Below are 14,778 nucleotides of genomic sequence, written 5' to 3'. Positions count from 1 at the left end.
GGGGCTTGCCGGATAAATGCGCTCGGCTGGCCGGTATTTTGGTGTTACGAACTGGGACATGAACCAGCACGCCAAGATCGACACCAAGATCGAGATCCGCCATTCGACCTGCCCGCATGATTGCCCCTCGGCCTGCGCCCTCGATGTCGAGGTGGTCGACGGCCGCAGCATCGGCCGCGTCCGCGGTTCGAAAAAGCAGACCTATACCGCCGGCGTCGTCTGCGCCAAGGTCGCCCGTTATGCCGAGCGCATCCATCACCCCGAGCGGCTGATCTATCCGCTGCGCCGCACCGGCCCCAAAGGCTCAGGTCAGTTCGCACGCATCTCCTGGGACGAGGCGCTGGACGAGATCGGGGACCGCTTCAACCAGGCCGAGCGCGAGTTCGGCGCGGAATCGATCTGGCCCTATTACTACGCCGGCACGATGGGCCTCGTGATGCGCGACGGGCTCAACCGTCTCACGCACGTGAAGAAATATTCGCGCTTCTATCAGACCATCTGCGCCAATGTCGCGCGCATCGGCTTTGCGATCGGCACCGGAAAGATCGCCGGCGTCGATCCGCGCGAGATGGCGCTGTCCGATCTCGTCGTGATCTGGGGCACCAATCCCGTCAACACCCAGGTCAACGTGATGACGCACGCCTCGCGCGCCCGCAAGGAGCGCGGCGCGAAGATCGCGGCGGTCGACATCTACGACAACGAGACCATGAAGCAGGCTGACATCAAGATCATCCTGCGGCCCGGCACCGACGGCGCCTTCGCCTGCGGCGTCATGCATGTCCTGTTCCGCGACGGCTATGCCGACCGCGCCTACATGGACAAGTACACCGATTGCCCGGCCGAGCTCGAGGCGCATCTCAAGACGCGCACGCCGGAATGGGCCTCGGCCATTTGCGGCGTCCCGGTGTCGGAGATCGAGGCGTTTGCCAAGGCCGTCGGCGAGACCAAGCGGACCTTCCTGCGCCTCGGCTACGGCTTCACCCGCTCGCGCAACGGCGCCACGCAGATGCATGCGGCGCTCTGCATTCCCGCGGTGACCGGCGCCTGGCAATATGAAGGCGGCGGCGCCTTCTTCAACAATTACGCGCTGTGGCACTTCAACGAATCCATCATCGAGGGCCACGACGCCATCGACAAGTCGACGCGCGCGCTCGACCAGTCGCAGATCGGACGCATCCTTACCGGCGATGCCGAAGCTCTGCAGGGCAAGGGTCCGGTCAAGGCGATGCTGATCCAGAACACCAACCCGATGACGGTGGCGCCGGAGCAGGCGCTGGTCCGGCAGGGCTTTGCGCGCGAGGATCTGTTCGTCGCGGTGCACGAGCAGTTCATGACCGAGACGGCGCAGATGGCCGACATCGTGCTGCCGGCGACCATGTTCATGGAGCATGACGACCTCTATTACGGCGGCGGCCACCAGCACATCTCGGTCGGGCCGAAGCTGATCGACCCACCCGGCGAATGCCGCTCCAACCACGAGGTGCTGCAGGCGCTGGCGCCGCGGCTCGGCGCCAGGCATCCCGGCTTCGAGATGAGCCCGCGCGAGCTGATCGACGCCACGCTGCAGCTGAGCAATCACGGCGACATCGCCGGCCTCGAAGCCGACCTCTGGCGCGATCTGCAGCCGGATTTCCGCACCTCGCATTATCTCGACGGCTTCGCTCACGCCGACGGCAAATTCCATTTCAAAGCCGACTGGGCGCATCCGCCGTTCGGCCAGCTCATGGGCGATGTCGACAAGATGCCCGATCTGCCGGATCATTGGGCGGTGATCGAGCACACCGACCAGGCCCATCCGTTCCGGCTCGCGACCAGCCCGTCGCGCAGCTTCCTCAACACCACCTTCAACGAGACGCCGTCCTCGCAGGCACGCGAGGGCAGGGCCAGCGTGATGATCCACCCGCTCGACGCGGCCGCGCTCGGCATCGCCGATGGTGATGCGGTGACGCTCGGCAACGGCCGCGGCGAGACCACGCTGATGGCGACGCTGTTCGAGGGCGTGCGGCGCGGCGTCCTGATCGCCGAATCCGTTCATCCCAACAGTAATCACATCGGCGGGCGCGGCATCAACATGCTGACGGGCGCGGACACCATCGCGCCGATCGGCGGCGCGGCGTTCCACGACAACAAGGTCTGGATCAGGAAGGCGGCCTCAGCTCAGGGCGCGCATTCCGTCACGCCGTAGCCTGCGAATTCCTTCGCGATGTTCGGGTTCATCGACTTCGCCTGCGCGATGTCGGTGGCACCGTCGCCGCCGCTTCTGCGCGCGGCGATGCCGCGGCCGTACAGCGATGATGAGGAGCGCGGGTTGCGCTGGATCGCGTCGGTATAATCCTTGATCGCCTCGGCATTGCGTCCGAGCTTGAGGTTGACGAGCCCGCGGCTGTCGAGTGCATCGCTCAAGCCCGGGTTGATCTGGAGCGCCAGATTGCAGTCGGCGAGCGCGCCTTGCAGGTCACCGGTCGCAGCCCGGGTCCAGCAGCGATTGTTCAAGGCTTCCGCGTCCTTGGGCGCGCGGCGGAGCACCGCGTCGAAATCCGGCATCGCAAGCGCATAGGCGCGCTTGATCGCGTAGACCTGGCCGCGCTTGTAGCGCGCGATGGCATCGTTGGCGTTGGCGGTGATCTTGCGACTGAGATCGGCGATGACGGGATCTCGTGCCAGCTCGTCCGCATTCGGAGCGGGCTCCGCCTGGGTCACCTCGCAGACCGGCTTCTGCGGCTCGATTGTCTGCGCCTCCGGCTTGGTCGGGGCCGTGTCGTCCCGCGGCCGCGTCGCCGCGCTTGCGAACGAGAAGTCCGTCGTCAGCGAGGAGGCCAGCCAGGGCACTTGCTCGCGGTTGGTGGCGGCAACGACGCCGTTCTTGGTGTTGGTCAGGGCCTGCTCGGCGCTGATGTTCGGCGCGCGCATTTCGCGCAGCAGCTCGGCGATGAACAGGCTGCGATCGGTCTTGCCGCTCGCCGTGACGGCGCCGAGCGCGGCGGAGTAGAGCACCAGCGAATTGCTCGGTGCGATCGCCGGTGCCAGGCCGGCCGAATAGCGGCGGAAGCGCCGCTCGAACGGGTTGCGGCGGGAGGCGTCGATCAGCGCGATCTTGATCGCGGCACCACGCGTGTTCATCTCGGCGAGGATGGTGTCGAGGCTGAAGCCGTCGCGCGAGACGTCCGGCTCGGTCCAGATCTGGGCGTCGACCGGCAGCAGATAGGTCTGACGATTGGACTGGATGGCAAAGCCGTCGAAAAAGATCAGCGCCACCGCGCCGCGCTCGATGCGGTCATAGAAGCGGCCCAGCACCTGCCGCATGGCATCGCCGGTGATATTGCTCTGCCTGTCGACGACAAAGCCGCTGCGCTTCAACTCCTCGGCGACGTCCTGGGCATCGTTGGCGACGTCGCTGAGGACGAACTCATTGTCGGGATATTTCGCGTTGCCGATCACCAGCGCGATCTTCGCGGCGTCGGCCGCAGGGCATGCGGCACCGCCGCTCAGCACGACCAGTCCTGCCAGCAACAACATGAATGCGGCACGCATGAAATGGCTCATCGGTGATCAAATCTCCGGTCAGGATAGCGCGCGCAAGCCCCAATTCAATCGCGAAGCGAAGTTGCGCCCACACGCTATGGTGACGCGACCTTGCAGATTGCCCTTGCGCGCGCGGCCCGACCTGCCGCAAATGGCTGCAAAACGGGACCAAGCAAGCGAGCATGCCATGACCGACCCCACAGCTGTCATTACCGAGAAGCGCGGGCAGGCGTTCTGGATCACCATCAACCGGCCGGAGAAACGCAACGCGCTGAACGGCGAGGTCATCGCCGGCATCACAAGAGCCTATCGCGATGCGCATGACGACAAGGACGTCCGCGTCATCGTGCTGACGGGCGCGGGCGACAAGGCGTTCTGCGCGGGCGCCGACTTGCAGAATTCCGGCGCGGCTTTCGCGATGGATCATTCTAAACCAAATGTCGACTATGCCGATCTGTTACGTTTGTCACAGAACGCCACCAAGCCCGCCATCGCGCGGGTCGCCGGCGTCTGCATGGCCGGCGGCATGGGTCTGTTGTGCATGACCGACATGGCGGTTGCGGCCGATCACGTCGTCTTCGGCCTGCCGGAGGTGAAGGTCGGCGTGTTCCCGATGCAGGTGCTGAGCCTGCTCCAGCGCATCGCGCCGCCCCGTCTCGTCAACGAATGGGCGCTCACGGGCGAGCCGTTCGACGCCAAGGCCGCGCAGGCGGCGGGGCTGCTCAACTATGTCGTGCCTGCCGCCGAGCTCGATGCCAAGGTCGACTGGCTGATCGGCCGCATCGTCGACAAATCCCCGACCGCGATCCGCCGTGGCAAGTACGCCATGCGCGCGATCGCCTCGATGTCGTTCGACGAGAGCATCGCCTACACCGAAAGCCAGATCGCGCTGCTCGCGATGACCGAGGACGCCAAGGAAGGGTTGAAAGCGTTCAGCGAGAAGCGGAAGCCGGTCTGGACGGGGAAGTAGGGGGAAGCTGCCTAGGAACGGCGCACGCACCCTCGCCACGACTGTCATGCCCCGCGACGTGGCCGGCTGAAGCATGTGAGCTGTGTTTGCGGCTCATGAGTTCTTGGGTGACCATGCGGGCTGTCGGCTGCTCCTTCGCGATGAGCGCGCGCAGATCACGACGGAAGTGGCGAACCAGCAGGCGGCGCTCGCAAATGACCTAACGCACGCAATCCGGAAGACGGCTTCGGCTCGTGCTCAAGGATTGAGACCCAGACCGAGCCATGGTGAACCGAGAGCATCGTAAGGACCGTGAGACGGTACAGCCCTGCGGATTGTTGAATTGAGCGTCCTACGGCATCTATTGACGCAGCCAGGTGCGGCGCGCTGCGTGAAGCTCATGTCAGCCAACCTCCCAAAGACCAGGTCGAAGTCGAACGTCAGATAACTCTGCGCTCAAATGACAATCAGGTAGCGGCCCCGTATAATGGCCCGAAAGCTAAGTTAGTTCGTGAGCCGGGGGATTCATGGAGCTGCAGCGGTTTCAAAGCATGTCAGTGGAGGAGCTGTGGCAACTGCACAGGCTAATCAATGACATTCTCAGCGTAAGACTCATGATCAAGAAAGAGGAATTAGAACGTCGACTTGGGCTGCTTAGCCCCGGCGACAATAATTCGGTAACCGGTCTCAAATCGGGGGAGTGAGGTCGCCGAGCAGTGCCGCTTCCTAAACTGAACGTACGCCATTCCCTCTATCTCGGGCATGGCGGACAGGTGGAATCTGGAGACTGCAAGATAATCGGAACGGTCTCAAAGCATAGCCGCTCCATCAGCGCATCGACAAATGTCGATCCACTCCGAACAGCAATCCTTAGGAAGACACGAAGCACTTGGAAGACACTCCCGACCGCGACCGCATGCACTCGCGGCAACGCTAAGTAGCTGGCGCTTGATGTGCTCCGGACTGTGAGCTTCTTGCCCGAGATATCGCAACCGCGAAATGAAAAGACCCCTCGGGGGCCGAACATGCGGTTCCCGTGGCTCTCAGAGACCGGCCTATGCACGCTAACGAGCACAAGGTTCCGGTTGTGCGAGCTCATCTTTGCAACGACTGTTGCAAGCTCGTTACAGCGACATACAGGCGAGAGGGCTAAGATAACTTGGCAGGTGGGCGAACGACACTGATTCATTGAACTCGTTATTGTTGGGGAGACACTCGAATGAGAAAACTTTTCGCGGCTGCGGCCGGTGCTCTGGCACTCGGTCTAGCGGCTCCTGCCAGTGCGGCGGACCTGGCGGCTCGGCCGTACACCAAGGCTCCGCCGATGGTGGCTGCGATCTATGACTGGAGCGGCTTCTACATCGGCATCAACGGTGGCTGGGGCTCCTCCCATACTTGCGCCGACATCGTGGCGGTGGGGGTTGTACCGGTCGTGCCGGCTGTGGCTGAGGGTTGCCACGACGCAACCGGCGGCACGGTTGGTGGCCAGATCGGATACCGCTGGCAATCGGCAAACTGGGTCTTCGGCGTTGAGGGTCAGGGCAACTGGGCCGATTTTCACGGCAGCAACATTGGCCTTTTCACCGGTGCCGATAATCGCACCCGCATCGACTCGTTTGGTCTGATCACCGGCCAGGTGGGCTACGCCTGGAACAATGTCCTCCTCTACGTCAAGGGCGGTGCCGGGGTGGTTGGTAATCGCTTCGACAGCTACGTTCCCCCGGGCTTCCTTGGTGCCGGTACGCTCCTGGCTTCAGCACGGGAAACTCGCTGGGGCGGTACGGTCGGCGCCGGCGTTGAATTCGGCTTTGCTCCGAATTGGTCGGTTGGCTTCGAGTATGACCATATCTTCCTGGACCACCATGACACTGTTTTCACGACACCGGCTGGCGCTACTTTCGGGACTGCTCGTATTGGACAAGATGTCGACTTGGCCCTGGTTCGGGTAAACTACCGTTTTGGTGGTTTTGGCGCTCCGGTCGCCGCCCGGTACTGAGCAGCTTCACTACGAGAACAAGGGCCGGCTCGTTTGAGCCGGCCTTCTTTTTTTGGGAGGCTCTAATGACGAAGACTTACCCGCCAGTCATGCGCTCGCAGCTCGCCGACGAGCTGAACCAGGCATTCGCTTCAGCCGAGCCTCACCAGATTTGCAGCGCGATCGGACAAGCGCTCAAAGATTTCAACGTTTCAGAAATTGAAACGGATTCCGAAGTTTTCGACCGTCTTGGCCGTGCTGACCGCAATCGACCTAGAGCTCAGGGTTGCTCCACGCGCTGGCGCCGAGACTAGCCGCCTAAGCAGCCAAAACCCGCCTAGTCAGTAAACGAGCGCGCTCCACCCCCGCACACGGGGCTTGGCCTACTCTATGCCCAAGCTGCCAGGTTTGAACGTGATCAAGAACGAGACGCCGCAGTCGGTAGGCCCCAGTTGCTCAAGCGCATTTTCCGGCCGTCCGTCAACGGCACAATTCCTCCGCATGCTTCTAGCCTGGGCGGGATTTATCCTGTGAGGCTCTTTAGGCCCGCCGCCTGGATGCCCGCCACCGCGCAAGCCTCGTCATTGTCGGACGTGTCGCCGGAGACGCCGACCGCGCCGAGCAAGGTCGCGCCGTCCATGATCAGCACGCCGCCGGGGACCGGCACCAATGCGCCCTTGGCAATCGTGTTCACGGCATCGATGAAATAGGCCTGCTCCTGCGCGCGCTGGAACAAAGCGCGCGAGCCCATGCCCATGGCGAGCGCGCCATAGGCCTTGCCATGCGCGATCTCGGCGCGCATCAGGCTGGTCCCGTCCTGCGCGGCCCCGAGCTTGAGCACGCCGCGCGCGTCCAGGATGGTGACGACCAGCGGCTTCAGCTTCAGCTCGCCGGCCTTCGCGAAGGCGGCGTCAAGGATTGTTCGGGCGGTGTCGAGGGTGAGATCAGCCATGGCTGGTTTCCTTTGCAGCTGGAGAAGGGGTGTTGGACTTGGCGCGATCGAGGCTCATGGCCAGCACGCGCGCGACGTGGAGCGCTTCGCGCTTCGTGCCGTCGTGGATCTGGTGCCGGCACGAGGTGCCATCGGCGACGACGAGCGTATTCCGGTCAGCCTTCCGCACAGCGGGCAGCAGCGACAGCTCGGCCATCTCGATCGAGGCATCGTAGGTATCCGCACCATAGCCGAACGCGCCGGCCATGCCGCAGCAGCTCGACTCGATGGTCTCAATCTTGAGACCCGGGACGAGGCGCAGCACCTGCTCGACCGGCTTGAAGGCGCCGAAGGATTTTTGATGGCAATGGCCGTGCACCACGGCCTTGTCCGCGACAATGCCGAGCGGCAATTGCAGCCTTCCGGCCTCGGCCTCGCGCACCAGAAACTCCTCGAAGGTCAGCGCATGAGCGCCGACCGCCTTGGCATCGTTGTCCTTGCGCAGCGAAGCGAGCTCGTCGCGCAGCGTCAACAGGCAGCTCGGCTCGAGGCCGATGATCGGGACGCCACGCGCCGCGTATGGCGCGAAAGTCGAGACCAGCCGGTCGAGCTCGGCTTTGGCTTCGTCGACGAGACCGGCCGAGAGGAACGTGCGGCCGCAGCACAGTGGATGGCTGCCGCTTGCAGGTTTGGGCAGATGCACGCGATAGCCGCCGGCCGCGAGCACGCGCAGCGCGGCGTCCAGGTTCTCGCGCTCATAGATGCGATTGAATGTATCGGCGAACAGCACGACCTCGCGGCCGGTCTCCGGTCCAACGCTTTCGGCCGGCGGCACGAACACATCGCTGCGGAAGGCGGGGAGCGCCCGGCGTGCGCTGATGCCGGCAAAGCGCTCGAACAGTCTTCGCAGCAGCGGGCTGCTGTTGCGCAAATTCGCCAGCGGCGCGAAGCGCGAAGCAAGGCCGGCATAGCGCGGTAGATATCCGACCAGCCGGTCGCGCAGCGTCAAGCCGCGGCTGGCGGCGCGCGCCGCGAGCACCTCGATCTTCATCTTGGCCATGTCGACACCGGTCGGGCATTCATGGCGGCACGCCTTGCAGGAGACGCAGAGTTTCATCGTCTCCATCATCTCGTCCGACGACAAAGCATCGGGCCCGAGCTGGCCTGAGATCGCAAGGCGCAGCGTGTTGGCGCGGCCCCGCGTGACATCCTTCTCGTTGCGCGTTGCGCGGTAGGACGGACACATCACGCCGCCCTCGAGCTTGCGGCAAGCGCCGTTGTTGTTGCACATCTCGACCGCGCCATGGAATCCGCCGCCGGCGCCGGGATAAGCCGACCAGTCGAGTTTTGTCTTGAGCTCCGCGACGCGATAATCAGGCTTGAAGCGGAACAGCGAGCGGTCGTCCATTTTGGGCGCATCGACGATCTTGCCGGGATTGAGCACGCCGGCGGGATCGAAGCGATGCTTCACCTCCCTGAAGTCGGCGACGAGACGCTCGCCGAACATCGTTGCGTGGAACTCGGAGCGCACCAGGCCGTCGCCATGCTCGCCGGAATGCGAGCCCTTGTACTCGCGCACCAGCGCGAAAGCCTCCTCGGCGATGGCGCGCATCGCCTTGACGTCTTTCTCCAGCTTCAGGTTCAGAACGGGGCGCACATGCAGGCAGCCCTCCGAAGCGTGCGCGTACATCGTGCCGCTGGTGCCGTGCCTGGCGAAGACTTCGTTCAGCCGCGCGGTGTAGTCGGCGAGGTGCGGCAGCGGCACGGCACAGTCCTCGACGAAGGAGACCGGCTTGCCCTCCTGCTTCATCGACATCATGACGTTGAGGCCGGCGGCACGGAAGTCGGCAATGCCGCTCTGCAGCGCGGGCTCGGTAATCTCCACCACGCCGCCCCATTTGCGCGTGTCGTTGTTCCAGCCGAAGCCGAGATCGCCCATCAGCTCCGTAAGCTGCTTGAGGCGCACCAGATTGTCGGCTTGGTCCTCTTCGGCGAATTCGACCACCAGCACGGCATCCGGATCGCCCTTGATTGCCGCGGAGATGACGGGTGCGAACATCGCGATGTCGCGGCCGAGCGCGATCATGGTGCGGTCGACCAGCTCGACCGCGATCGGCTTCAGCTTGACCAGATGCTGGGCCGCGTCCATCGCCTCGTAGAAGCTGCCGAAATGGCAGACGCCGAGCGCCTTGTTGCGGATCACGGGCCAGAGCTTCAGCTCGACCTTGGTGGTGAAGGCGAGGGTGCCTTCCGAGCCGACCAGAAGATGCGCCATGTTGTTCGGCGCATTGCGCGGCACCAGCGCATCGAGATTGTAGCCGCCGACGCGGCGCTGCACCTTCGGGAAGCGCGCCGCGATCTCGTCGGCCTCGCGGGTGCCGAGGTCGAGCATATTGCGGAACAGCGCGCGGATGCTGTCGTCGGCCGCGACGTCCGAGAGATCGCCCGAGACCTCGCCAAAACGGCCCAGCGTGCCGTCGGCGAGCGATGCCTCCATCGACAGCGTGTTGTCGCGCATGGTGCCGTAGCGCAGCGAGCGTCCGCCGCAGGAATTGTTGCCGGCCATGCCGCCGATGGTGGCGCGGGAGGCCGTGGAGACGTCGACCGGAAACCACAGACCGTGCTTCCTAAGCTGCCGGTTGAGGTCGTCGAGCACGATGCCGGGCTCGACCACGCAGGTGCGGCCTTCGACATCGAGCGACAGGATCTGGTTGAGGTGCTTGGAGAGATCGACCACCAGGCCGTCATTGACGGTCTGGCCGCATTGCGAGGTGCCGCCGCCGCGCGGGGTGACCTTCAGTCCCTCGTCGCGCGCGATCGCCAGCGCTCGCAAGGCCTCGTCCATGGTCTTGGGCACCACCACGCCTGATGGCATGATCTGGTAGAACGAGGCGTCGGTGGCGTAGCGGCCTCGGCTGAAGCCGTCGAACAGGACGTCGCCGGTCAATTCCGACCGCAGGCGCCGTTCGAGCGAGGAGGCGTTCGTCATCCCTGATCCCGGACTGACCCGGCGAGGCTCAGCCTTGCTGGGATATTCATTATGGTTCCTGACCGATTATATTGTGAATGCAAAATGAGCAAGCCGGGCGCCCTCAAGGCAGTGCCGGCGCGCCCTCTTGAGGCTCGGTCAAGTGCTCGATCGCGGCCGTCCGCTTGTTGCGCAGATGCTGGAACAGGATGTCGCTGAGCTCGCTACCGGCGCGCCGGCGCAGTGCATCGAGGATGGCCTCGTGCTCGCGCATGGCTTCCGCCCAGCGCTGCCGCTTGCGGGCGAAATTGGCGGAGTAGCGGACGCGTCGGATCCGGCCGGCGAAATTGGCGTAGGCAATCTTCAGCGTCTCGTTGCGCGCGGCCGCGACAATGCTCTCGTGGATGCGCTGGTTGGCCTGGAAATAGCCGTGCATGTCGCGATGCAGATAATGGCCATACATCTCGTAGTGCAGCTGCTCGATCGCCGTGATTTCCGCATCCGTGATGGCTTCGCAGGCGAGGCGCCCAGCCAGGCTTTCCAGTCCCGCCATGACGTCGAACAGTTCTTCCAGGTCGCGCTGGCTGAGCTGGCGCACCCGTGCGCCGCGGTTGGGTAGTAGCTCGATCAGGCCCTCGGCGGCGAGCACCTTGAGCGCCTCGCGCAACGGCGTGCGGGAGATGCCGAGCATCTGGCAGAGCTGCCGCTCGGGAACGCGCGCGCCTTCGGGAATATTGCCTTCGACCACGTAGTCGCGCAGCCGCAGCAGGATCTCGCCATGCAGCGAGGCCTCGTGACGGTTTTCCTGGCGCCCGCCATTGCCGGAGGTCGGGGTGATCGGAACCCCGGTGTCGGGAATCGTGGATTTCATCTGCAGCACAGTAGTTTGCCCGATGGGTCGCGTCGACGCTCCGCAATCGAATACCAGATTTCGATTGAATGGACAAAAAATGAATGCAAAATAGTTTGACAGAGCCGGCCATAACCCGCCGAAAGGGAGCTTTTTCATGCCTCAGGGACGCCATTTCCTGCAGATTCCGGGCCCGAGCCCGGTCCCCGAGCGCGTCCTGCGCGCGATGGACATGCCCGTCATCGACCACCGCAGCGCCGAATTCGGCGAGCTCGGCCGGACCGTGCTCGAAGGCAGCCAGAAGATCTTTCAGACCAAGGGGCCGGTGGTGATCTTCCCTTCGTCAGGGACCGGCGCCTGGGAGGCTGCGATCGTCAACACGCTGTCGCCAGGCGACAAGGTGCTGATGGTCGAGACCGGCCACTTCGCCACGATGTGGCGGCAGATGGCCGGCCGCTTCGGCATCGAGGTCGATTTCGTCCCGGGCGACTGGCGCCGCGGCGCCGATCCGGCGGTGATCGAGGCCAAGCTCTCCGAGGACACCGCGCGCACCATCAAGGCCGTCATGGTCGTGCACAACGAGACCTCGACCGGCGCGACCAGCCGCATCGCCGAGATCCGCGCCGCTATCGACCGCGCGTCGCATCCGGCGCTCTTGATGGTCGACACCATCTCCTCGCTCGGCTCGGTCGACTATCGTCATGACGAGTGGAAGGTCGATGTCAGCGTCAGCTGCTCGCAAAAGGGTTTCATGCTGCCGCCCGGCCTCGGCTTCAACGCGATCTCGGAGAAGGCGCTGGCTGCATCCAAGACCAACAAGATGCCGCGCTCCTATTTCGACTGGGAGGAGATGCTCAAGCCCAACGCCAAGGGCTTCTTCCCCTATACACCCGCGACCAATCTGCTCTACGGCCTGCGCGAGGCGATCGCGATGCTGCTCGAGGAGGGGCTCGACAACGTCTTTGCGCGGCATCAGCGCCTCGCCGCCGCGACGCGCGCCGCCGTCAATCATTGGGGCCTCGAAGTGCTCTGCCAGGAGCCATCGGAGTTCTCGCCGGTGCTCACGGCCGTGCTGATGCCGCCGGGCCATGACGCCGATCAGTTCCGGAAAGTCGTGCTCGACAATTACAACATGTCGCTCGGCTCGGGCCTGTCGAAAGTTGCCGGAAAAGTCTTCCGCATCGGCCATCTCGGCGAATGCAATGCGCTGACGCTGCTCGGCGCGCTCACCGGTGTCGAGATGGGCCTGTCGGTGGCCGGCGTGCCGCACCGCTCCGGCGGCGTCGATGTCGCCATGAAGCTGCTGGAGCAGCGCCCGCAGGGCAATGCCGGCCCGCACCTGAAGATCGTCGGCACCTAAAGGTGGTCCGCCATCCCCGAACGGCCCTTTGGAGGAGGGGACAAGCCGGTCAAATGGTGCTATTCGGCGCCCATCAAATCTAGGGCAAGACCGGGAAGGACGCCGATGACTGTGCATACTGGAAGGCATTTCTTACAGATTCCAGGACCGACCAACGTGCCCGATCGGGTGCTGCGGGCGATGGACATGCCGACTTTGGACCATCGCGGTCCGGAGTTCGCCGAGCTCGGCTTTGCCGTGCTTGCCGCGATGCAGCGCGTGTTCCGCACCAAGCAGCCCGTGATCATCTTCCCCTCGTCCGGTACCGGCGCCTGGGAAGCGGCGATGGTCAACGTGTTTGCGCCCGGCGACAAGGTCCTGATGTGCGAGACCGGCCAGTTCGCCGTGCTCTGGCGCGGCATCGCCGACAAGTTCAAGCTCGACGTCGACTTCATCCCGAGCGACTGGCGCCATGGCGCCGACCTCGCCGAGATCGAGAAGCGCCTTGCCGCCGACAAGCAGCACGCGATCAAGGCGGTCTGCGTCGTGCACAACGAGACCTCGACCGGCTGCGTGACTCCTCCCTTGGAGGTGCGCAAGATCCTCGACCGTGTCAAACATCCGGCGCTGTTGATGGTCGACACCATCTCCGGCCTCGGCTCGATGGAATATGAGCACGATGCCTGGGGCATCGACGTTTCGGTCGCGGGCTCGCAGAAGGGCCTGATGCTGCCGCCGGGCCTCGGCTTCAACGCCGTCTCGGAGAAGGCGCTCGCGGTCGCCAGGGCCAATCCGGGCATGCGCTCCTACTGGGACTGGCAGGAGGTCATCAGCTTCAACAAGCTCGGCACCTTCCCCTACACGCCCGCGACGAACCTGCTCTACGGCCTGCGCGAGGCGGTGAAGATGCTGGAGGAGGAGGGGCTGGAGAATGTCTGGTCTCGCCACAAGCGCCACAGCGCCGCGACGCGCGCTGCGGTCAAGGTTTGGGGCCTGGAGACGCAATGTGCCGATCCCGCCGCGCATTCTCCGGCGCTGACCGGCGTTCGCGTGCCTGAGGGCTTTGATGCCGACGCCTTCCGCAAGGTTGTGCTGGAAAACTTCGACATGTCGCTCGGCACCGGCCTGAACAAGGTGAAGGGCAAGGTGTTCCGCATCGGCCATATCGGCCATTTCAACGATCTGATGCTGATGGGCACGCTCGCAGGCGTCGAGATGGGCCTCGACCTTGCAAAGATCCCGCACCGAAGCGGCGGCGTGCTTGCGGCCATGGACGTCCTGAAGCGACGCGACGTGGTGCCGATGACCAAGGCTCAGGTTGCCTAAAGGCAGCCTGACTGAACTAGGGAAGAAAGTGAGCGCGCGATGAACGCACCGACGACGACCAACGAAGACCTGCTCTACTCCGTCACGGACGGCATCGCGCGGATCACCTTCAACCGCCCGCAGGCGCGCAACGCCATGACCTTCGCCATGTATGACCGCATGGCGGAGATCTGCGAGGAGATCAACGCCGACCGTTCGATCAAGGCGCTGATCCTGACCGGCGCGGGCGACAAGGCGTTCGCCTCCGGCACCGACATTTCGCAATTCCGCGCCTTCAAGACCGCGCAGGATGCGCTCGACTACGAGGCGCGCATCGACCGCGTGCTCGGCACGCTGGAGCAGTGCCGCGTGCCGGTGATCGCGGCGATCGCCGGCGCCTGCACCGGCGGCGGCGCGGGCATTGCGGCCTGCTGCGATCTTCGCATCGGCACCGAGACGACGCGGATCGGTTTTCCGATCGCGCGCACGCTCGGCAATTGCCTGTCGATGTCGAACGTCAGCCGCGTGGTCGCGCTGGTCGGTCCTGCCCGCACCAAGGACCTGATCTTCAAGGCGCGCCTGGTCGAGGCGCCGGAGGCTCTGGCGCTCGGCCTGCTCAATGAGGTCGTGCCTGACGTGGAGACGCTGCAGCGCCGTGCCGACGAGACTGCAAAGCTCGTCGCCAGCCACGCGCCGCTGACGCTGGAGGCGACCAAGGAAGCCGTGCGCCGCATCCGCCGCACGCTGTCGCGCGAGGAAGGCGAGGACCTGATCCTGAAAGCCTATATGAGCGAAGATTTCCGCGAGGGCATGGACGCCTTTCTCAAGAAGCGGGCGCCGGTCTGGAAGGGCAAGTAGCCCCGCCTCAGTCCGACCTGCGCCCTGTCAAAGGCATAGTTGCGACGAGCTAACGCGAAATCAAACTTCAGCCTGCGCGAA

The 14,778-nt window shown here is 64.4% G+C and carries 11 protein-coding genes; 7 read left to right on the top strand and 4 right to left on the bottom strand.

The genetic code is table 11. The features are described from left to right. Positions 1-58 precede the first annotated feature (58 nt). Positions 59-2,185 carry a molybdopterin oxidoreductase family protein gene (locus DCG74_RS31015; RefSeq protein WP_172785406.1) on the top strand — a complete coding sequence of 709 codons (2,127 nt, stop codon included), beginning with the start codon at positions 59-61 and terminating at the stop codon, positions 2,183-2,185. Here DCG74_RS31015 and DCG74_RS31010 read toward each other — a convergent pair. Then, positions 2,158-3,531 carry a caspase family protein gene (locus DCG74_RS31010; protein WP_246708807.1) on the bottom strand — a complete coding sequence of 458 codons (1,374 nt, stop codon included), beginning with the start codon at positions 3,529-3,531 and terminating at the stop codon, positions 2,158-2,160. The two genes, DCG74_RS31015 and DCG74_RS31010, sit on opposite strands and share 28 nt — an antisense overlap. A gap of 178 nt (positions 3,532-3,709) precedes the next feature. On the opposite strand from DCG74_RS31010, the gene DCG74_RS31005 reads away from it, so the two are divergent. From DCG74_RS31005 to DCG74_RS30995, 3 genes are all read left to right on the top strand, one after another. Continuing rightward, positions 3,710-4,492, top strand: coding sequence for an enoyl-CoA hydratase/isomerase family protein (locus tag DCG74_RS31005; RefSeq protein WP_172785404.1), 783 nt, complete (start codon positions 3,710-3,712; stop codon positions 4,490-4,492). 1,198 nt (positions 4,493-5,690) lie between these two features. Beyond that, complete coding sequence (locus DCG74_RS31000) at positions 5,691-6,467, top strand: outer membrane protein (protein ID WP_172785403.1); 777 nt, start codon at positions 5,691-5,693, stop codon at positions 6,465-6,467. A 65-nt stretch (positions 6,468-6,532) separates the two neighbouring features. Then, a complete protein-coding gene (locus DCG74_RS30995) occupies positions 6,533-6,760 on the top strand; it encodes a hypothetical protein (protein ID WP_246708806.1) in 228 nt (75 codons plus the stop codon). Between the two features lie 209 nt (positions 6,761-6,969). Here the strand turns inward: DCG74_RS30995 and DCG74_RS30990 are convergent, their stop codons facing one another. The 3 genes from DCG74_RS30990 to DCG74_RS30980 form a co-directional block, all read right to left on the bottom strand. Then, positions 6,970-7,398: a heme-binding protein gene (locus DCG74_RS30990; RefSeq protein WP_172785402.1), complete on the bottom strand. Its 429-nt coding sequence runs from the start codon at positions 7,396-7,398 to the stop codon at positions 6,970-6,972. Next, positions 7,391-10,366, bottom strand: coding sequence for an FAD-binding and (Fe-S)-binding domain-containing protein (locus DCG74_RS30985; protein WP_172785401.1), 2,976 nt, complete (start codon positions 10,364-10,366; stop codon positions 7,391-7,393). Before DCG74_RS30985 ends, DCG74_RS30990 begins: the two co-directional genes overlap by 8 nt. A 103-nt stretch (positions 10,367-10,469) precedes the next feature. After that, positions 10,470-11,216 (bottom strand): GntR family transcriptional regulator, encoded by a 747-nt coding sequence (locus DCG74_RS30980; protein WP_172785400.1) that lies wholly within the window; start codon positions 11,214-11,216, stop codon positions 10,470-10,472. 136 nt (positions 11,217-11,352) lie between these two features. On the opposite strand from DCG74_RS30980, the gene DCG74_RS30975 reads away from it, so the two are divergent. The 3 genes from DCG74_RS30975 (at position 11,353) to DCG74_RS30965 (ending at position 14,697) form a co-directional block, all read left to right on the top strand. Next, on the top strand, positions 11,353-12,555 hold the full coding sequence (locus DCG74_RS30975) for an alanine--glyoxylate aminotransferase family protein (protein WP_172785399.1): 1,203 nt from the start codon (positions 11,353-11,355) through the stop codon (positions 12,553-12,555). A gap of 105 nt (positions 12,556-12,660) precedes the next feature. Beyond that, complete coding sequence (locus DCG74_RS30970) at positions 12,661-13,860, top strand: alanine--glyoxylate aminotransferase family protein (RefSeq protein ID WP_172785398.1); 1,200 nt, start codon at positions 12,661-12,663, stop codon at positions 13,858-13,860. Between the two features lie 39 nt (positions 13,861-13,899). Then, a complete protein-coding gene (locus DCG74_RS30965; RefSeq protein ID WP_172785397.1) occupies positions 13,900-14,697 on the top strand; it encodes an enoyl-CoA hydratase/isomerase family protein in 798 nt (265 codons plus the stop codon). Positions 14,698-14,778: the final 81 nt, after the last annotated feature.

The sequence above is a fragment of the Bradyrhizobium sp. WBAH42 genome (assembly GCF_024585265.1).
Taxonomy (GTDB): domain Bacteria; phylum Pseudomonadota; class Alphaproteobacteria; order Rhizobiales; family Xanthobacteraceae; genus Bradyrhizobium.
Note: the sequence above shows the minus strand (reverse complement) of the source record. Positions and strands in the feature narration are given on the sequence as shown.